This is a genomic window from Collinsella sp. CLA-JM-H32 (assembly GCF_040098165.1).
Lineage (GTDB): Bacteria > Actinomycetota > Coriobacteriia > Coriobacteriales > Coriobacteriaceae > Collinsella.
The window spans coordinates 1-20,127 of record NZ_JBBNMZ010000001.1 but is presented as its reverse complement, the minus strand read 5'-3'; the positions used below and the strand labels follow the sequence as shown (position 1 = coordinate 20,127).

The 20,127-nt window shown below is 61.0% G+C and carries 16 protein-coding genes; 15 read left to right on the top strand and 1 reads right to left on the bottom strand.

What is annotated here, in order from left to right; all coding sequences use genetic code 11:
• The first annotated feature begins 53 nt into the window (after nt 1–53).
• The 6 genes from AAA021_RS00080 (at nt 54) to AAA021_RS00055 (ending at nt 9,180) form a co-directional block, all read left to right on the top strand.
• A complete protein-coding gene (locus tag AAA021_RS00080; protein ID WP_196026333.1) occupies nt 54–1,856 on the top strand; it encodes an ABC transporter ATP-binding protein in 1,803 nt (600 codons plus the stop codon).
• A 63-nt stretch (nt 1,857–1,919) separates the two neighbouring features.
• Nucleotides 1,920–2,585, top strand: coding sequence for an endonuclease III (gene nth, locus AAA021_RS00075; RefSeq protein ID WP_035136768.1), 666 nt, complete (start codon nt 1,920–1,922; stop codon nt 2,583–2,585).
• 157 nt (nt 2,586–2,742) lie between these two features.
• Nucleotides 2,743–6,375 carry a transcription-repair coupling factor gene (gene mfd, locus AAA021_RS00070; RefSeq protein WP_349087472.1) on the top strand — a complete coding sequence of 1,211 codons (3,633 nt, stop codon included), beginning with the start codon at nt 2,743–2,745 and terminating at the stop codon, nt 6,373–6,375.
• Between the two features lie 211 nt (nt 6,376–6,586).
• Nucleotides 6,587–7,450 (top strand): phosphatase PAP2 family protein, encoded by an 864-nt coding sequence (locus AAA021_RS00065; RefSeq protein WP_349087470.1) that lies wholly within the window; start codon nt 6,587–6,589, stop codon nt 7,448–7,450.
• A gap of 45 nt (nt 7,451–7,495) precedes the next feature.
• Nucleotides 7,496–8,521: an aminotransferase class V-fold PLP-dependent enzyme gene (locus AAA021_RS00060; RefSeq protein ID WP_349087468.1), complete on the top strand. Its 1,026-nt coding sequence runs from the start codon at nt 7,496–7,498 to the stop codon at nt 8,519–8,521.
• Between the two features lie 77 nt (nt 8,522–8,598).
• Nucleotides 8,599–9,180 (top strand): GNAT family N-acetyltransferase, encoded by a 582-nt coding sequence (locus AAA021_RS00055; protein ID WP_035136775.1) that lies wholly within the window; start codon nt 8,599–8,601, stop codon nt 9,178–9,180.
• Nucleotides 9,181–9,225: 45 nt separating this feature from the next.
• Here AAA021_RS00055 and AAA021_RS00050 read toward each other — a convergent pair whose 3' ends face one another.
• Complete coding sequence (locus AAA021_RS00050; protein ID WP_161145298.1) at nt 9,226–9,948, bottom strand: GntR family transcriptional regulator; 723 nt, start codon at nt 9,946–9,948, stop codon at nt 9,226–9,228.
• A gap of 205 nt (nt 9,949–10,153) precedes the next feature.
• Between AAA021_RS00050 and AAA021_RS00045 the strand changes: the two genes are divergently transcribed.
• From AAA021_RS00045 to AAA021_RS00005, 9 genes are all read left to right on the top strand, one after another.
• Nucleotides 10,154–11,146, top strand: coding sequence for an SIS domain-containing protein (locus AAA021_RS00045; protein WP_349087467.1), 993 nt, complete (start codon nt 10,154–10,156; stop codon nt 11,144–11,146).
• A 397-nt stretch (nt 11,147–11,543) separates the two neighbouring features.
• Nucleotides 11,544–12,626: a DMT family transporter gene (locus tag AAA021_RS00040; protein WP_349087465.1), complete on the top strand. Its 1,083-nt coding sequence runs from the start codon at nt 11,544–11,546 to the stop codon at nt 12,624–12,626.
• A 182-nt stretch (nt 12,627–12,808) separates the two neighbouring features.
• On the top strand, nt 12,809–13,732 hold the full coding sequence (locus AAA021_RS00035) for a PTS mannose/fructose/sorbose transporter subunit IIAB (protein WP_349087463.1): 924 nt from the start codon (nt 12,809–12,811) through the stop codon (nt 13,730–13,732).
• Nucleotides 13,733–13,768: 36 nt separating this feature from the next.
• The gene (locus AAA021_RS00030; protein ID WP_006235136.1) at nt 13,769–14,563 is read left to right on the top strand and encodes a PTS sugar transporter subunit IIC; all 795 of its coding nucleotides are present in this window, start codon (nt 13,769–13,771) and stop codon (nt 14,561–14,563) included.
• Between the two features lie 13 nt (nt 14,564–14,576).
• The gene (locus tag AAA021_RS00025) at nt 14,577–15,410 is read left to right on the top strand and encodes a PTS system mannose/fructose/sorbose family transporter subunit IID (protein ID WP_035136780.1); all 834 of its coding nucleotides are present in this window, start codon (nt 14,577–14,579) and stop codon (nt 15,408–15,410) included.
• A gap of 198 nt (nt 15,411–15,608) precedes the next feature.
• Nucleotides 15,609–16,592, top strand: a complete 984-nt coding sequence (locus AAA021_RS00020) for an SIS domain-containing protein (protein ID WP_349087460.1) — start codon at nt 15,609–15,611, stop codon at nt 16,590–16,592.
• A 159-nt stretch (nt 16,593–16,751) separates the two neighbouring features.
• A complete protein-coding gene (locus AAA021_RS00015) occupies nt 16,752–17,381 on the top strand; it encodes an HAD family phosphatase (protein ID WP_035136782.1) in 630 nt (209 codons plus the stop codon).
• A 354-nt stretch (nt 17,382–17,735) separates the two neighbouring features.
• Nucleotides 17,736–18,743 (top strand): YitT family protein, encoded by a 1,008-nt coding sequence (locus AAA021_RS00010; RefSeq protein WP_349087458.1) that lies wholly within the window; start codon nt 17,736–17,738, stop codon nt 18,741–18,743.
• Nucleotides 18,744–18,963: 220 nt separating this feature from the next.
• Nucleotides 18,964–19,683 (top strand): GntR family transcriptional regulator, encoded by a 720-nt coding sequence (locus tag AAA021_RS00005; RefSeq protein ID WP_271747344.1) that lies wholly within the window; start codon nt 18,964–18,966, stop codon nt 19,681–19,683.
• The last annotated feature ends 444 nt before the right edge of the window (nt 19,684–20,127 follow it).

Below are 20,127 nucleotides of genomic sequence, written 5' to 3'. Positions count from 1 at the left end.
TGCTCCAATGTGCAACAATGGCGTTTCGCCCTATCAGATGCGAAAGGAAGCCCATGTCTCAGAGAAGCACCAGCCCGCTCAGCCGCTCCACCGTGCGCCGCACGCTGCAGCGGTTTTGGGGTGTCACGCGCACGCAGCCGCTGATTGTCTTTCTCTCGGTGTTCTCGTCGGCGGGCTACATCTTTTTGCTGACGTTTGCCAATACCTATGTGATGGCCCTCATTGTCGACCGCGTTCAAGCCGGTCCCGTGGTGGGTGACCAGGTGTTTGAGGTCTTCGGCCCCTATATCCTGGCGCTCGTACTCGTTAACCTGGTGGGTCAGATCCTCTCCAAGCTACAGGACTACACCGTCTACAAGCTCGAGATCGCAGGCAACTATCACCTGGCGCGTCTATGCTTCGACACGCTCTCCAACCAATCCATGACATTTCACACCAGCCGCTTTGGCGGATCGCTCGTGAGCCAGACGAGCCGTTTTATGAGCGGCTATACGGGGCTGGTGGACGTGACGGTGTATTCGCTCATCCCCACCATCACCTCGGTCATCTGCACGGTGGCGGCGCTCGCCCCGGTGGTGCCCACATTTACCGTGATCCTGGTGTGCATCATGGCCGTCTACATCGCGTTTGTCTGGCTTATGTACAAGCGCATCATGCCGCTTTCGGCCGCGACGTCCGCCGCGCAGAACAAGCTCTCGGGCGTGCTCTCCGACGCGGTCACGAACATCTTGGCCGTCAAGACCTGCGGGCGCGAGGACTTTGAACGCGATCTGTTCGACGCCGCCGATCGTGCCGCGCGCGACGCCGAGACGGTCTCGATGCACGCCATGATGCAGCGCAACTTTACGACCTCGGGCCTTATCGTCATCACCATGGCCGTGGTGAGTGTGTTCGTGGCGGGCGGCAACGCGTGGTTTGGCATCTCGGCCGGCTCGCTCGTCATGATCTTTACCTACACCTATAACCTCACCATGCGCCTGAACTACGTGAGTTCCATGATGCAGCGCATCAACCGCGCGCTCGGCGATGCGGCCGAGATGACGCGCGTGCTGGACGAGCCACGTTTGGTGGCAGACGACCCGGACGCCTCTGAGCTCAAAGTGACCGAGGGCGCGATTGATTTTGAGCACCTGAGCTTTGCGTACCGTGATGCTGCAGCGGGCGAGAGCGTGTTCGATGACCTGGCGCTTCATGTGGCGGCGGGCCAGCGCGTGGGCCTGGTAGGCAAATCGGGCTCGGGTAAGACGACGCTCACCAAGCTGCTGCTGCGCCTGGACGATGTTCAGGGCGGCCGCGTGCTCGTGGACGGTCAGGATGTCTCGCGCTGCACGCAGCAGAGCCTGCGCCGCCAGGTTGCCTACGTGCCGCAGGAGGCGCTGCTGTTCCACCGCTCCATTCGCGAAAACATTGCCTACGGTCGTCCCAACGCCACTGATGAGCAGATTCGCGAGGCCGCGCGCCTGGCCAACGCCCTGGAGTTTATCGACCGCTTGCCCCGTGGCTTTGACACCATGGTGGGCGAGCGCGGCGTCAAGCTCTCGGGCGGCCAGCGTCAGCGCGTGGCTATCGCCCGCGCCATCCTAACCGACGCGCCGATTCTGGTGCTCGACGAGGCGACCTCTGCCCTCGACAGCGAGTCCGAGGCGCTGGTGCAGGAGGCGCTCGAGAACCTGATGCGCGGCCGCACCTCCATTGTGGTGGCGCACCGCCTGTCTACCGTGGCGGCGCTCGACCGCATTGTGGTGCTGGCCGATGGCGAGATCGTCGAGGACGGCACGCATGCGCAGCTCGTCGAGGCGGGTGGCGAGTACGCGAGCCTGTGGAGCCGTCAGACCGGCGCATTCTTGGAGGCGTAAGCGTCTCGGACGTGGGACAATTGTGCCCATAAGTTTATTGTGCCGTTGAGCCGAGGAGTCGTTATGCCACGCGAGACCAATGCCGCCAAGCGCGAGCGCGCCATCGAGGTGTGTGAGCGCCTCAACCGTCGCTATGGCCCGGTCGAGTGCTTTTTGGACCACGAGAATCCCTTCCGCCTGCTGATCGCGGTGCTGCTCTCGGCGCAAACGACCGATGCGCAGGTCAACAAGGTGACGCCGCGGCTGTTTGCCCAGTGGCCCACGCCCGAGGCCATGGCTGGGGCGAGCGTGGCTGACGTGGCAGACACCATCAAGTCACTCGGCTTCTACAAGAGCAAAGCCAAGCATGCCGTCGAGGCCGCGCAGATGATCGTCGCCGACTATGGCGGCGAGGTGCCGGCCGACATGAAGGAGCTCGTGAAGCTGCCGGGCGTGGGACGCAAGACGGCGAACATCGTGCTCAACGTGGGGTATGGCATCGTGGAGGGCATTGCGGTGGACACGCACGTCAACCGCATTGCGCACCGCCTGATGCTGAGCCCCAAGACGCATGCCAAGGAGCCGCTCAAGACCGAGCAAGATCTGCTCAAGATTTTGCCGCACGAGTATTGGGAGTCGGTCAACCATCAGTGGATCACCTTTGGTCGCGAGATCTGCGATGCCCGCAAACCCAAGTGTGACGAGTGTCCGCTGGCAGATTTGTGCCCCAGCGTGCGCGTAGCGGGGTAGGGCGGAACGCATTTTCGTCTGGCGTTTTTTGCGGGGCTGGGTTTGTCCTTGAGCCGGAGTCCTCTCCATGCGCTACCATGACAGACAATGTATTTGACGTACGACCCGCCGAGCTTGCCCCGGCGGGCTTTTGGCGTTGCGATGCCGGAGGAACAGCATGCTCATTCACCGTATAGCCGCGCAGCTCTACACTGCCGAGGCGCTGCAGACCGTCGAGGCCGGACTCGATGCCGGCGAGGACGTGACGCTGGCCGTGTCGCAGTCGGGCCGCACGCTTATGGCGGCCGCTCAGTTTGCGCGCCGTCCGCGCCCGACGGTCTACATTGTGAGTGGCGAGGATGCGGCCGATCGCGCCGCGCGCAGCCTTGCCGCCTACGTTGGCCTGGCGCACGTGTGCCGTTTTCCCGAGCGCAAGGACTATCCGTGGCGCGAGCAGGCGCCCGACGATGCCGTGGTGGCGCAGCGCTGCGAGGCTCTGGGGCGCATCGTGCGCGGGGACAACTGCATCATGGTTGCCTCGGCCCGCGCGCTGCTGCGCTGCGTGCCGCCGGTCGAGAGCCGCTACTGGGAGTCCACGACCTTCGCGGTGGGCGAGGAGATTCCTTTTGACGAGGTGTCGCAGCGCCTGGTGGGCATGGGCTACACCAATGCCGGCGCCGCCGACGCGCCTGGTCTGTTCCGCGTGCACGGCGACACCGTCGAGGTGTTCCCCGCGCAGGAAAAAGCGCCCGTGCGCATCGAGTTCTTCGGCGACGAGATCGATCGCATCCGTCGCATGGTGAGCTCAACGGGGCAGACCATCGGCAACGAGGACAGCATCGAGATCTTCCCCTGCCGTGAGCTGGCGCTTACCGACGAGGCCGTCCACAACATGCATGTGGCGCTTTATCGCGCCAGCCAGGACGACAGCAAACTGGCAGCGCTGCTCGAGATGGTGGATGCGCGTATCGTCACGCCCGAGCTCGACCGCTTTTTGCCGGTGATGTACGGCCAGACCGTGAGCCCGCTGGCGCACGTGAGCGGCAAGGCGCTCGTGGTGCTGTCCGAGCCGCGCTCGCTGTTCGACGATTGCCTGCGTGCCTACGAGGATATCGAGGCCCGTGCCGGCGAGGCGGGGGTCGACCGACTGGATGGCCTGTATGTACGTGCCCAGCAGCTCGATTTTGGTGCTCAGCAGCGCCTGAACTACGTAAGCCTCATCCGTGCCGGCGGTGCGGTTACGGCCGAGCTCAAGATTGAGCAGCCGGCCATCGCGGGTTCGGACAATCGCTTTATGACGCGCATTCAGGAAGTCGTGGGCAAGCGTTACGCCTGCGTGTTTGCCATTCCCGACCGCGGTGCGCGCGAGTCGATGGAGCTCACCTTTGGCGACGAGGGCATTACCTTTGAGGAATCGCTGACCGCGGCGCCCGAAAATGTCGGCGCTATCGGCGAGCGCGTGCGCGTGGCGGCGGCAGATTCTGCCGACCGTGCTGCCCGTCAGGATGCCCATGCTGCAATTCGCGAGCGCAAGGCCGATGCGCTCAACGCCCGCTCGCTCGAGGCAGGTGCCGCCCAGGCAGCCGCCGGCGCCGCCGTGCCTACTATCTCGCGCGGACGCGTGACCTTTGTCGATGCCGCTCTGCCGCAGGGCGTGGTGGTGCCCGATGCCAACCTGGCCGTGTTCTCGATTGCCGACCTCAACGCCCGCATGGACGCCAACCGCGCGCGCAGCCGCCGCAAGGTGGACATTACGCAGATCACATTCCCGTTTAAGCCGGGCGACTACGTGGTGCACGCCACTCACGGCATCGCACTCTTTAGCGAGATCGCGCGCCAAGAAGTGGGCGGCAAGGAGCGCGACTACTTTTTGCTGGAATATGCCGACGGCGACAAGCTCTACGTGCCGCTCGAGCAGGTCGACCGCATCACGCGATACGTCGGTCCCGACGGTGACAAGCCGCGCCTGACCAGGCTCAATACCGCCGACTGGACGCGTGCCACCAACAAGGCACGCAAGAACGCCAAAAAGCTGGCGTTTGACCTGGTCGATCTGTATACGCGCCGCTCGTCGATTACCGGTATCGCCTGCCCGCCCGACACGCCCGAGCAGATCGAGATGGAGCAGAGCTTCCCTTACGACGAGACGCGCGACCAGCTGGAGGCCATCGCCGACATTAAGGCCGACATGGAGGCGCCCAAGCCCATGGACCGCCTGCTGTGCGGCGACGTGGGCTTTGGCAAGACCGAGGTCGCTCTGCGCGCGGCGTTTAAGTGCGTTGACTCCGGCCGCCAGGTCATGGTGCTCTGCCCCACGACCATTCTGGCCCAGCAGCACTACGAGACGTTCTTTGAGCGCTTTGCTCCGTTTGGCCTTGAGGTCGAGGTGCTCAGCCGCTTCCGCACACCGGCGCAGCAAAAGCGCGCACTCAAGGCGTTCGCCGAGGGCACGATTGACGTGCTTATCGGCACGCACCGCCTGCTTTCGGCCGATGTGAACCCCAAAAACCTGGGCCTGGTGATCATTGACGAGGAACAACGCTTTGGCGTGCAGCACAAGGAGCAGCTCAAGAACCTGCGCGAGCAGATTGACGTGCTCACGCTTTCGGCCACGCCTATCCCGCGTACCATGCAGATGGCTACGAGCGGCGTGCGCGATATGAGCCTGATCACCACGCCGCCGACCGGGCGTCGTCCCGTGATCGTGCACGTGGGGGAGTACGACCCCGATGTGGTGAGCGCGGCGATTCGCCTGGAGGTGGGCCGCGGCGGCCAGGTGTACTACGTGTCCAACCGCGTTAAGACCATCGATGACGCCGTGGCGCGCGTGCATGAGGCCGCGCCCGAGGCGCGCGTGGGCGTGGCACACGGCAAGATGAGCCCGCGCGAGGTCGAGGACGTGATGATTGAGTTCGCGACCAAAAAGATCGATGTGCTCATCGCCACGACCATCGTGGAGAGCGGCATCGACAACGCAACGGCCAACACGCTGATCATCGAGGACTCGCAGCGCCTTGGCCTGGCGCAGCTCTACCAGCTCAAGGGCCGTGTGGGCCGCTCTGCCACGCAGGCCTACGCGTACTTTATGTTCCCCGGCGAGCTGCCGCTCACCGAGGAGGCAACGGCGCGCCTGACCGCACTTTCCGAGTTCCAGGACCTGGGCAGCGGCATGCGCATCGCCATGCGCGACCTAGAGATCCGTGGCGCCGGTTCGCTTATGGGAGCCGAGCAGCACGGCAACCTGTCGAGCGTGGGCTTTGATCTGTTTACGCAGATGCTGGGCCAGGCCGTGGCCGAGGCGCGCGGCGATGACGACGCCGGCGTGGAGGCGGCGAGCGTGGGTATTAACCTGCCGGCCGACTACTTCTTGTCCGAGGAGTACCTGCCGGCGGTGGACCAGCGCGTGCTCGTGTACCGTAAGCTCGCAGCGGCCGAGGACCTGGAGAGCATTGACGAGGTGCAGGAAGAGACCGAGGCCGCGCATGGTGAGCTGCCGTTGGCGGGACTCAACCTGTTCAACCGCGCGCGCATCCGCATCCGCGGCGAGCGCTTGGGGCTCGAGAGCGTCACGCTCAGCGGCGGCCGCATCACGTTTTTGGGCGTTGACGTGCCCAAGAAGGTGGCCTTTGAGCTTAAGACCCGCTATGGCGCGGTGAACTTCCCCAAGAGCCGCAAACTGTCGGTACCCTACAAGGCAGGCGCCGGTGCGGGCAGCGGCCTGGGTCGCGGTCTCGACGCCAACGACGGCACCGGCCCCGTGGCCGCGGCACTCATGCTGCTGCAACAGCTGGGTGCCAGCGACGACGACTAACGGGTCGACGCTGCAAACGCTCCATTTGGGCAATCTGACCCTCACTCGTCGGTCGCGTACGCAAGTACGCTTCCCTCCTCCTTCGGGCCACCTTGCCACAAATGGAACGTTTTCGCTCACTTATGCTCAACCTGTAAGGGTATTTATGGGACAAAGCTATCTTTGCCCCACCACGTTGCGGGTCGACCCTTCGCCCGACCGAAAGGAAAGCATGTTCGGATACATCTATAAGAAAGATGTCGCCATTATCGCGGTTGTCCTGTGCCTTTGTCTGGGCGTGGGCAGTTTTTTCGATTACCAAATCTCGAGCATGCTGTTTAACTCATCCAGCTTGTTCGGTCGCTTTGTCGAGGCGACCGGCGAGCTGCCGTTCGAGCTGACGGCGAGCGTCGCGGGCGTTATGCTCGTACGCGCGGTGCGTCCCGACTCCAAGGGGAGCAAATGGCTCGCCGTGCTCGGCATCCTCGTCAACGTTGGCCTGACCGGCTACGAGATCGTTTCGTCCCTGCGGGTTGGCGGTAAACTCATTGCCGTTCAGCTGGTGCTGACGTTTGTGCTGGTGATCGCCGCCAACCTTATCGTCTATCGCCTCACGCGCGCGACCGAGCCTGACGAGCTCACGCGCTGGGCGTTGATGGTGCTTGCCGTGTGGGTCGCTCAGGCCATTATCCTCAACGTGATCGTCAAGCCGTTGTGGTCGCGCCCGCGCATGCGCGTGATCGAGGTCACGCCGGGGCTCAATTTTCAGCCGTGGTGGGTGATTGGCAACCCCGACAAGTGGAGCTATATCGCCGCCGGCGTAATCAAGGACGGCTTTAAGTCGTTCGCGAGTGGACACACCGCGCATGCGGCGATTGGCCTCATGCTCGCCGGGCTTCCCGCGGCGGCCTTTAAGGAAAAGCCGTCGCGCCGCCGGGTGGTCTTTTGGACGGCGGCTGTGGTCGCGGCGCTCGTCGCCTTTGGCCGTATCGTGATCGGAGCGCATTTTTTGAGTGACGTGAGCTGCGGCTTTGCCCTGGTGCTGGCGCTTGAGTGCCTTGCCGCGCGTATTGCCTATCCCAACGGCGTACAATAGCTCCGTTTGAATCATCTGGCCGATACCCGGTAAGAGAGGATTGCCATGCTCGCGTTTAACAACGATTATTCCCACGGCGCACACCCGGCGGTGCTGCAGGCGCTCGTCGACACTAATATGGAGCCGCAGCCCGGCTACGGTACCGATGCACATACCGAGCGTGCCAAGCACCTTATTCGCGAGGCCTGCCAGGCCCCCGATGCCGACGTGTTTTTTCTGGTGGGCGGCACACAGGCCAACGCGACGGTGATCGACATGCTTCTCGCGCCGTACGAGGGCGTCGTTGCTGCCGAGACTGGCCACGTCGCCTGCCACGAGGCGGGCGCCATCGAGTTTGGCGGCCACAAGGTGCTCACCATCCCCGGCTACGAGGGCAAGATGCACGCCGAGGACCTCGAGAACTATATCCAGGTGTTCTACGAAAACGAGAGCTACGAGCACACAGTGTTCCCGGGTGCCGTGTACGTGAGCCTATCGACCGAGTACGGCACGCTGTACTCCAAGGCCGAGCTCGCGGCGATTCACGCAGTGTGCCAGAAGCGCGAGATTCCGCTGTTTGTGGATGGCGCCCGCCTGGCCTATGCGCTGGCGGCCGATGAGTGCGACATTACCCTGCCCGAGCTGGCGCAGCTGTGCGACGTGTTCTACATCGGCGGCACCAAGTGCGGCGCGCTCTGCGGCGAGGCTGTGGTGTTCTGCGGCATGCGCGCCCCGGCGCATCCCATTCCGCGTATTAAGCAGCACGGCGCGCTGTTGGCCAAGGGCCGCCTGACGGGTGTGCAGTTTGAGGCGCTCTTTACCGACGGCCTGTATTTTGAGATTGGCCGTCAGGCGATCGAAACCGCGCAGGCGCTTCGTCGCGTGCTGCACGAGCACGGCTACCGGTTCTTCTTGGAGACGCCGACTAACCAGCAGTTCGTGATTCTGCCCAACGAGGACATGGCGCGCATTCGCGAGCATGCGGCGATCGAGTACTGGGAAAAGTACGACGAGACCCACACGGTGGTGCGCTTTTGCACCAGCTGGGCCACGACGCAGGAGGATATCGACGCGTTGGCGGCTGTCCTGTAGCCTGATGTAATGACGGGGGGCCGCCTTGCGCTGGGTTTGGCGCAAGGCGGCCTCTGTTTTTGAGGGGGAAGGGTTGTATGACCGAGATGTCCGAGCCGACGATTCGCCTGGCGACGCCCGATGATGCGCCGGCGTTGCTTGCCATCTATGAGCCGTATGTGCGCCAGACGGCGATTACCTGCGAATACGAGGTGCCGAGCGTTGAGGAGTTCGCCGGGCGTATTGAGCGTACGCTCAAGCGCTATCCGTATTTGGTGATGGAGTTGGACGGGCGTCCGGTAGGCTATGCCTACGTGAGTCCGCTTAACAGCCGCGAGGCATACGACTGGTCGGTCGAGACGTCGATCTACCTGGCACGCGATGTGCGCCATGGCGGGCTGGGTCGCAAGCTGCACGATGCGCTCAAGCAGTGCCTGATCGCGATGGGCATCACCAATATGTGCGCGCTCATCGCCGTGCCGCACGACAAGGACGACGAGTATCTAACGCACAATAGCCAGGACTTCCATGCCCATATGGGATATCGCTTGGTGGGCGCCTTCGATCGCTGTGCCCAAAAGTTCGGCCGCTGGTACGACATGTGCTGGATGGAGTTGGTCCTGGCCGAGCGCACGCCCAACCAACCCAAACCAACCTGGTTCCCCGATCTCCTCGCCTAAAACCACCACAAAGGTGCCTGTCCCCTTTGCGGTGGTTTTGGCAGGTTAGCCGATGGGCTCGGTGTATTTGGCGCGGTCGGTGCGTTGGATGCGCTTAGAGACATGGAGCGGTCGGCCGTCGGTGTCGTAGACGTAGTCGGTGATCAGGATCAGCGCCTGCCCGCGCTCGACGTTGAGCAAAAACGCCTCGTTTTGCGAGGCATAGCACACCTCAAAGGTCTTATGTCCCTGTGCTGGCGCGCGATGGAATTCTTGGCGCAGCGTCGCGTAGAGCGAACCGTTGATATCGCGGTCGATGAGCGACTCGAAGCTTGGCGGCAGGTAGGTGGTCTCCAGGCACAGCGGCGCATCGTCCAGATAACGCAGGCGGACAAGTTTGACGAGCTTGCTGCCCACGGCGGCATCAAAGAACTTAGCTATGCTGCCGCCCGCCTTGGTAAAGCCCGAGTCCACCGTGCGCGTGGTGGGCTTCATGCCCTGGCCTTCGACCTGCTTGGTATAGCTCGAAAACACCAGGTTGTTTTCGTGGAGCGCGGGCGTGTCGGCCACAAAGGCGCCGCGCCCGCGCTCGGTGCGCACCAGGCCCTCATCAACGAGTACCTTAAGGGCGTGGCGCACGGTGCTGCGCGACAGCCCCGATTCGTCCATGAGTTCCATCTCGGACGGCAGCTTGTCTCCGCGTGCGTAGATACCGGCGGCGATGCGGTCACGCAACATGCCCGCCAAGCGCTCGTATTGGCTCAGTTTCTTTTTAGACGAAGCGTTCATGTGATCAACCTGTATCTAACTTGTATGCGAGTCTAATCAAGCATGTATTCAATACAACAACAAAACTGCTGGTAACGAGAAGTCGAAAACCTTACCAGCAGAATTTCTAAGTCAAATATAGCATACAACTAGTCGACATAACCAAAACATGTATGTAACTTGTATGCCATCGAGAGCATCAAACGAGAAGAAAGGCTGATGCACGATGACTACTCAGGAACAGGTTAAGGATGTCGTCTCCCAGGTTTTGGCTGACAAGGCAGACAAGGGCGGCATCAAGCGCGTCGTGTGGATTGGCACCGGCGGATCCAACGGCGGCAACTATCCTGCCCAGTACTTTATGGAGCACGAGGCCACGCAGGTCGTGAGCTCCAGCTACACCAGCAACGAGTTCGTGCACGCAACCCCCGCCTACGTTAACGAGAACACCCTGGCCGTCGTCGTGTCCATGCGCGGCACCAAGGAGACCATCGTCGCCGCCCAGGTCGCCAAGGACCACGGCGCCAGCACCATCGCCATCTATGTTGACGAGTCCGGCCTCACCGAGGTCTGCGACTACAAGATCCAGTACGACAGCTTGGCCGTCGACGAGTCCTGCATGGGCCGTACCAACTCCGCCGTCGTGACCATGATCGCCATGGAGCTCACGCAGCAGACCGAGGGCTATGCCGAGTACGAGACCGCTATGGCCGCCTTCGACCTGGTTGACCCCATCTATCGCAAGGCCGTCGAGTACACCCGTCCGCTTGCCGCCAAGTGGGCCGAGCAGAACGCCGACAAGCCCTGCATTAACGTCATGGCCCAGGGCCCGCTCTTTGGTGCTGCCTACGTCTTTAGCATCTGCAACGTGCAGGAGATGCTGCAGATCGACTCCTGCACCATCAACACCTGCGACTTCTTCCACGGCCCCTTCGAGATCCTGGACAAGCGCACCTCGCTGTTCCAGCTCATCAGCGTCGGCCGCAGCCGCTGCAACGACGAGCGCGGCATCCGCTTCGTCAACCAGTACGGTGGCGAGCGCGTCTATCAGCTCGACGCCAAGGAGCTCGGTCTCAACGACATCAAGGACAGCGTGAGCGAGTACTTCAACCACCTGATCTTCGCCCCGATCCTCAACAATGTGTACATGCGCGCGCTCTCTGCCGTCACGCACAAGGACTACATGACGCGCCGTTACATGTGGAAGCTTGAGTATTAGTTACGCGGTTTTACCAAACGCCGTAACGGCTCGACGCTGCAAACCCACCTGAGCGGCAATCTGCCTTTCAGCTTCAGCGGCATGACCAGAAGGTCAATGCCGCTTCGCTTCAAGGCACCTTGCTCGCTCAGGTGGGTTTTCGCTGGCGTTGCCAAAGCATCGGCGTCGCCTTGGCCCAGATGCGGCACTTGGAGACGTTCGGCACTTGGGGACAGTCCTAGTCATTGGGGACAGGTTACTTTGCACCAAGTTGTCGCATATGAACCTGACCCCTTTGCACCAATGGGTTGTAGCGGTAGAGCAGATTTTTCCGCTCGCCGATTTGTGTCTTGAAAAATGTATATAACGACTATAACGTAGTGTGAAACATATTGGAAACAATACCGAGGAGGCTGCGTTGAAGAAAAGCAATCTGGGCTATGTGCTGGTGCTGATCGCCGCGCTTATGTGGGGCAGCATCGGAATCTTTGTAAACGGCATTGCGGCCATGGGCGTTTCGTCCCAGAGCATGGCGGCCTTTCGCTTGTTGGTCGGAGCGCTTATCTTGGCGCCGGTTCTGATGTTTATGGGCTGCCGTCCGGGTGAGGGGTCTACCGTGGCTCAGGGTCCGCTGGCCCTGTTCAAGGCAAGCCCTAAAGAGCTTGTTCCCTGCGCACTTGTCGGTATCGTCGGTTTGGCCGCCGCTAACACCTGCTATTACGAGTGCATGGGCGAGGTGGGCATGTCCACGGCCTCGGTGCTGCTCTACACCTCGCCGGTGTTTGGCGTCGCGCTCGGCCGCGTGCTTTATCGCGAGGACGTGACCCCTAACAAGCTCGTTGCCATTGTCTTTAACATCGTTGGCTGCGTGCTTGCGGTGACCAATGGCGACCTTTCCGGTTTTCATTTTTCGGTTTGGGGCGTCACGTCGGGCGTGATTGCAGGCCTTTGTGGTGCGTCGCTCGCGGTGTTTAGCCGAATAGCAACCAAGACGGTCCACCCGCTGGCTGTCACGTTTTGGGGCTTTGTTTTTGGCGGTGCGGTTATGGCAGCTATCGCGGCTCCGTGGCCAGATGTCGCCGCGGCAATGTCGCCACAGCTGCTGCTGTTGTTCCTTGGCTTTGGACTCATCCCCACAGCCGTGGCCTACATCTTATATATGCAGGGTCTGTCCATGGGGCTCGAGACGTCGAAAGTTCCCGTCGTAATGTCATTCGAGACGGTCGTCACCGTACTGGTGGGCATTGGTGTCTATGCCGAGCCCGCCGGCGCGATCAAGGTCCTGGGCATTGTGCTGGTGCTCGCGTCCATCCTGATTATGAACACCGACTTCTCCAGGCTGCGCAACAGTGTGTTTGTCGGTCATGTCGTTGAGAGCATGACCTTTAAGCCCAATGCGTGGTGGACGGAGAAATCGCAGGACATGGATCTGTTCCGCGAGCGCACCGGCATCGCGCTGGAGCCCACCGTGCAGGAAAGCCCCTGGTACTTCGTGCGATAGGGGATTGGCGCGGCGTCTGATCTGGGGTTATCCAGCCAGCGCCGGCCTACCCAGCCCCAACGTTTCGATTACGTTAAACCCGTCAACGGTCGATTTTCACCCGCGAGCGGTCTTTATACTAATTAGCAATATCCGCAACGTATAAGACGTTATAATGACCATAACGAAAAGGAGGAGGCAAGATGAATCAGATCATTCTCGCATCTCATGGCGGCCTGGCCGCAGGCGCCAAAGACACGCTCGAGATGGTTCTCGGCGACGTGTCGAACGTCCACGTCGTGTCGCTTGCTCGTGACGACAAGGAGCCCATCACCAATAAGGTGGACGCCATGATCGCCACGTTCAACGCGGACGACACCGTCTATGTGCTGACCGATATGCTCGGCAGCTCGGTCAACAACAGCATGGTCGAGCTTTCCAAGAACGGCACGAAGTTCACGGTTGTCAGCGGTTTCAACATCCCGCTGGCGCTCACGCTCGCTATGAGCCCCGTCCCCGTCAAGGGTGCCGAGCTCGCGGCCCTCATCAACGAGGCCCGCACCGGTCTGACCAACCCCAACGCACCGATCGAGGCTGCCGCGGCTCCCGCCAAGAAGGCCAAGGCGCCCCGTCACAGCTCCGGTCCCGCCAAGATCGTCCTCGCACGTCTTGACTACCGTCTGCTGCACGGCCAGGTCGTCTTTACCTGGACCACCAAGGTTCAGGCCGAGCGCATCATCGTCGTCGACAACGCTGCCGCCAACGATGACATCAAGAAGGGCGCTCTTAAGCTGGCCAAGCCCCAGGGCGTGCGTCTGAACGTCTTCACCGTCGAGCGTGCCCTCGCCAAGATGGACAAGCTCAACACCCTCGGCGAGCGCGTCATGTTCGTCTTTGGCAACACTGCCGAGATGCTGCAGTTCTGCCAGGGCTACAAGCTCGACGCCATCAACCTGGGCGCCACCGCCAACCACGACGGCGCCGATCAGGTCGGCGGCAAGGACAGCTCCGTCTTCCTCGACGCCACCCAGAAGGCCGACGTCAACCAGCTGCTCGACATGGGCATCAAGCTCTATGTTCAGCAGACCCCTACGTATCAGAGCGTCGACATCGACGCCAAGCTGTAATCAACCAGGCTTTTGCCTGACTGAAAGGAGAAGGGTATGAATACGTTCATCAGTGCGGTGCTCGTCGGCCTCGTCGGCGTGTTCTGCATGTGGGACTCCCGCCTGCTCGGTCGTCTTAACTTCGAGCAGCCCCTCGTTGGCGCTACGCTCGTCGGTCTGCTGCTGGGCGATGTGCCCACCGGCCTTGCCGTCGGTGCCGCCGTCGAGCTCGTGTCCATGGGCCTGGTGCAGGTCGGCGCCGCCGTTCCGCCCGATATGGTCCTGGGCGGCATCGTGGCCGCTGCCTTTGCGTGCCTGACCGATGCTTCCGCCGAGACCGCCATGACGATCGCCATCCCGGTCGCCGTCCTGGGTCAGCTTCTCGGCATCGTGTTCCGTTCCATCATCGCCGCCCTCACCCATGTGGCAGATAGCGCGATCGATAACGGAAAGTTCAAGACCGCCTACCGTATGCACATCTGCGCCGGCTCCGGTCTGTACGCCGTCATGTACTTCCTGCCGATCTTCCTCGCCGTCTTTGTTGGCACCGACCTGGTTCAGGCCATCGTCAACATGGTTCCCGAGTGGCTGTCCACCGGTCTTAACGTTTCGACCAAGATCATGACCGCCTACGGCTTGGCCCTGCTGCTCACCATGATGATCAAGAAGGGTATGACTCCGTTCCTGTTCATCGGTTTCCTGCTCGCCGCTTACCTCAACCTGTCCGTCATCGCGGTCGCTCTGATCGGTGTGTGCCTGGCTGTCGTCTTCATGGGCTTCAAGTTCAACGGTTCCCATGCAGCCGCCGGTGTCGATTCCGACTACGATCCGCTCGAAGACGACGAAGACTAAGGAGGAACACACTATGGCAACCGCAACCAAGGACGTGTCCCTGAACAAGAAGGTCAGCCAGTTCTTCTGGCGCTCCTGGGCCATCCAGGCCTCTTGGAACTACGAGCGTCAGATGAACATGGGCTTCCTCTACGGCATGGTTCCCACGCTCGATCGCCTCTATCCGGATGAGTCCGACCCCAAGCAGCTCGCTGCTAAGAAAGAGGCTTACCACCGTCACATGGCGTTCTACAACTGCACCCCGCAGACGAGCGCTTTCATCCTGGGCCTCTCCGCCTCCATGGAGGAGGAGTACGCCAAGGATCCCGAGAACTTCGACCCCGATTCGATCAACGCGGTCAAGACCTCCCTCATGGGTCCGCTTTCCGGCATCGGTGACTCCTTCTTCCAGGGCACCATCCGCGTTATCGCCTTTGGTCTGGGCGTTCAGCTGGCTCAGCAGGGCTCCATCATGGGCCCGATCCTGGCCATGCTCATCTCCATCGTCCCCTCCGTGCTGATCACTTGGTTCGCAGCCAAGATGGGCTATCAGGGCGGCCACGAGTACCTGAGCAAGCTTCAGGGCGGCGACCTCATGGAGAAGCTCATGTATGTCTGCGGCATCGTGGGCCTTATGTCCGTGGGCGGCATGATCGCTACGCTGATCGGCGCCACCACCCCGCTGCAGTTCGCTGAGGGTACCGTCGTTATCCAGGACATCCTGGACGGCATGATGCCGCAGATGATCTCCCTCGGCCTCACCGGCCTTATGTACTGGCTCATCAAGAAGAACGTCAACACCGGTTGGCTTCTCGTGATCGCCATCGTGGGCGGCATCGCCCTCTCCGCGGCCGGCATCCTGGCCTAGTCGCGACCAAGCGTCTAACCGCTTTCCCCCGGGGGCCTGCCTGACATCCCATACCCCAGGCAGGCTCCCATCCCTATACGTGACAATAGGCCAGTCCCTTTGTCGCATCTTCAACGGACCGGCGATTCGGTCCAAATCACGGTAACCCTGCGTGCGCCCGGCAAAGTGGCGCCGCAAAAATCGAAAGGAATGTGTCAGATGTACGAGATCGATCTTAACCTCCCTAAGCAGATCGTCGCTGACGTCCTGTCCGACCACGAGATTCACAGCGTCGCTTTCGTCGGCTGCGGTGCTTCCATGTCTGACCTGTACCCCGCCAAGTACTTCCTGGCCAACAACACGGACAAGCTGAACGTTCAGATCTTCACCGCTAACGAGTTCAACTACGATACGCCTTCCTGGGTCAACGAGCACACCTTCGTGATCACCTGCTCCCTCGGTGGCTCCACGCCCGAGACCGTCGAGGCCAACAAGACCGCCAAGAAGCACAACTGCCCGGTCGTCTCCCTCACCAACAAGCCTGGCTCCGCTCTGACCGTCGACGCCGACCACGTTATCGTTCACGGCTTCCACGCCAACTACGCTGCCAAGTGCGAGAAGCCCGGCTATGCCATCGCTCTTGCTCTCGAGATCCTTCAGCAGACCGAGGGCTATGACCACTACGAGGACATGATCACCGGCCTCACCAACATCTTCGATCTCTGCGAGAACGCCGCTCAGCACTGCAAGAAGCTCGCCAAGAAGTTCGCCGAGGACTTCAAGGACGACAAGATGATCTACTTCATGGCTTCCGGTGCCTCCGAGAAGATGGCTTATTCTCACGCCGCCTTCCTGTTCACCGAGATGCAGTGGATCGACGCCGCCGCCTACAACACCGGCGAGTACTTCCACGGCCCGTTCGAGGTTTCCACCGAGGGTAAGCCCTACGTCTTCTTCATGTCCGATGGCGCTACCCGTCCGATGGACGCCCGCGCCCTCACCTTCCTTGAGCGCATGGGCGCCAAGGTCGCTCTGATCGACTCCAAGGACTACGGCCTGGCTGACGCCGTGCCCGCGAGCGTCGTCACCTACTTCAACCCGCTGCTGCACCTCGCCGTTATGCGCGAGTACGGCAACCAGATCGCCGAGGCCCGTCAGCATCCGCTGACCATGCGTCGCTACATGTGGAAGCTTTCCTACTAATCACAAGTAAGTAGACCTTACGGGTTGATTGAGAGGGGATGGGGTTTGCGCCCCATCCCCTTTTTTGCTCTGGGGAGGGCGTGTCTGTCGCGTCGCAAATCCCAGATAAAACCTACCAAAATAAACCTGTCCCTTTTTGGCAGGTGGGAGGAGATGCGTATGATCAAGGCAGTGCTGTTTGACATGGACGGCGTGCTGGTCGATACCGAGTGGTTCTACAACCGTCGTCGCGTGGCGTTTATGGAGGAGAAGGGCTTTCACTTTGACGAGATCCCCGATCTTTCGGGGTCTAACGAGCCCGCCATTTGGAAGTCGCTGGTACCTGACGATGTTGAGCTGCGCGAGCGCCTGCGCGTGGAGTACAAGCAGGTCTACAGCCCAGACCATCCCGTTCCGTATGCCGAGCTGCTCAACGAGCAGACGGAGCCGGTGATGCGCAAGCTGCACGAGCGCGGCGTGAAGTGCGCCATCGCAAGCTCGTCCTATCGCGAGCTCATTGACGAGCTGGTGGGGATTGCCGGTATCGCCGACGTGCTGGACTACACCATCAGCGGTCACGAGTGCAGTGCGTTTAAGCCCGACCCCGAGATCTACCTGCGTGCCATGGAGGCGCTGGGTGTGGAGCCTACCGAGTGCCTGGTTATCGAGGACTCGCCTTTGGGCATCGAGGCTGGCAAACGTTCCGGCGCCCGCGTCCTGGCACTGCGCCCGCACGAGGGCGTCAACCTCGATCAATCGCGAGCCGATGCCGTTATTGATAATCTGACCGACATTTTGGCCGCTTTGTAGTGTCAATCCGCCGCGAGAAGCACGGGTTCAAACGTTTTTTGCGGTGGACTGGCTCAATTTGGTTTCGATTTTGATCCGTTTGGCTTCGATTCGGACTAAGTGAGTAGACTTTTTGGTGCAGGACGAGCACAAAGCGCATCTGCTCTAGTAAAACCGCAGGTCACAGGGGTGGCGGTTTTGGGTGTGCTCTGCAGGTCGCGTAAAGTCTACTCACTTGTAATTTGGGCCTTTGGTCGTGGGGTTGCTGGTCCCGCTTTGGTTGTCGAGAGAGGGTGAATTGAAGCGCCCCCGCACGCTCCATGCTACAATCGCGGACATACCCCACAACTACATCTGCCTTCGAAAGGAGCCTGCGTGGCGAACGCCATCGATCAGCTCACGGACCGAGTGCTCGTACTCGGCCGCCTCACCATCGTCCGCCGCGCTATTACTGCCGTGGCGGTCACGATTTCCGCCGTTCTCCAGACATTCCTGATCCAGGCGTTCATTCAGCCCGCCGACTTGCTTCCGAGCGGCCTCACCGGCGTTGCGGTCCTGCTCGATCGCGTTACCTCGCTGGGCGGCGTTCACATCGACATCTCGCTCGGCATGCTTGCGCTCAACATTCCCGTGGCGCTCCTATGCTGGAGCGGCATTAGCAAGCGCTTCGTCATCTTCTCGATGATGCAGGTCGTGCTCTCGTCGCTGTTCCTCAACGTCTTTCACTTCGCTCCATTTTTGGGCGACAAGATTATGCTCATCATTTTTGGCGGCGTGGTCTCGGGTCTGGGCGCTGCCATCGCGCTAAAGTCCGGCGCATCTACCGGCGGCACCGACTTTATCGCGCTGTGGGTCTCCAACCACACGGGCAAGACCATCTGGGGCGTCATCTTTGGTTTCAACTGCTTTATCCTGGCGATCTTTGGTTTTATGTTTGGCTGGGACAAGGCGGCGTATTCCATCGTGTTTCAGTTTATTTCGACCAAGACCATCGACAGTTTCTATCGTCGCTACGATCGCGTGACGCTGCAGATCACGACGCGTAAGGCAGATGAGGTCATGACCGCCTATGTTGACCATTTTCAGCATGGCATTAGCTGTGCCGAGGTCATTGGCGGATACAGCCGCGAAAAGATGTACCTGCTGCACGCCGTTGTCTCGACCTACGAGAGCCAAGACATTATCAAGCTGGTGTGCGACATTGATCCCGATGCCGTGATCAATGTGTTCCACACGCTCAACTTTGTGGGCGGCTGGTGGGGCGGTCATGTCGACGAGCCCATGCCCACGGCCGTTCCCGATCCCGACAAGCCCGCACGCATGGCCAGCAGGCAGGCGCGCCTCAGTGAACAGGACAGCCTGCAGCAGGACGACGGCAAGTAGGGTTTTGGCATTTTGCTGGCCTGACGCAATCCTGTCCGCTTGAGCCTCCCGAAAGCCTCGCTGCTTTCGGGAGGCTCTCGTTTGCCTAGATAAAACCTGCCAAAATGAAGCTGTCGCTTTTTGGTAGGGAGGGTGTATCGTTTTATCAATATGAGGTAACATGAAACTAGACGTTATATACGTATTAGTTATTTCAATATTTCGATAAGAGTAATCAGATATGCCTGCGCCCAAAAATGCACCGCTTTACCAGCAGATTTACGACGAGATCAAGGACGCGATCGAGAAAGGTGTTTATGCACCCAAGGAGCGTATTCCGTCCGAGCTTGAGCTAGCCGAGCAGTACGACGTGAGCCGCATTACGGTGCGCCGCGCCGTCGAGGAGCTGTGCTCCGATGGCTACCTGGTTAAGCAGCAGGGCCGTGGCACTTTTGTCTCCACGCCGCACATCAACCGCCAGTTCCACGCTTCGACGCTGCAGACGTTTACCGCGCTGTGTGCCGATAATGGCATGAAGGCGGGCGCGCATGTGGTCGATCGCCAGATTGTGCCGGCACGTCAAAACGAGATGGAGTTCTTTGGCCTGCAGAAGGACGCGCTGCTGCTGCACATCAAGCGCGTGCGTACAGCCGACGGCGAGCCCATCTTTGAGGAGAACATCTTTGTGCCGTTTGACGCCTACCGTGAGCTGTTGACGGCCGATCTTGAGGACAAGTCGATTTTTGCCGAGGTCGAGCGTGTTGGCGGAACGCCGATTGTCTCGGTTGGCTACCGCACGGTCGAGGCCGTTCGTGCCAATACCGAGCAGGCGGCCGAGTTGGGTATTGCTCCGCACGATCCCCTGCTCAACCTGCGTGCCAGCTTTACCGGTCCCAATGGAGAGCCGGTCCTGATGGGTAAGCAGTACTACGTGGGATCGCGCTACGTTATGGTCATGTAAGTTACGCGGTTTTACCAAACCGCGTAACGGGCCGACGCTGCAAGCCCGCCAGAGCGGCAATCTGCCTTTCAACTTCGGCGGCATGACCAGAAGGTCAATGCCGCCTCGTTTTAAGGCACCTTGCTCGCTCTGGCGGGCTTTCGCTCATATGACCCAATCCGCTGTCAAGAGCCACAATGGCCCCGCCGACCGCTTGCAATCGGTCGGCGGGGCCTGCCGTTGAACCCGTCCCGGTCCGCCCCCGGCATGTCGTCGACGCCTTCGGCTCAGTCTCATATCCGCGGATACCGTTCTGTCGGCCCGCACTCCATTCCTTCGGCGGGGTTCCCCAAGTCTGTCGAGGCGCATGCGGAGGGCTCCGCGCGCACAGCGAAATAGGGGGTATCCCCGAAGGCCGCCCGGCTCGCCGGGACGGGGGCTATGTCTATTCCGCGCCCTCCCGGC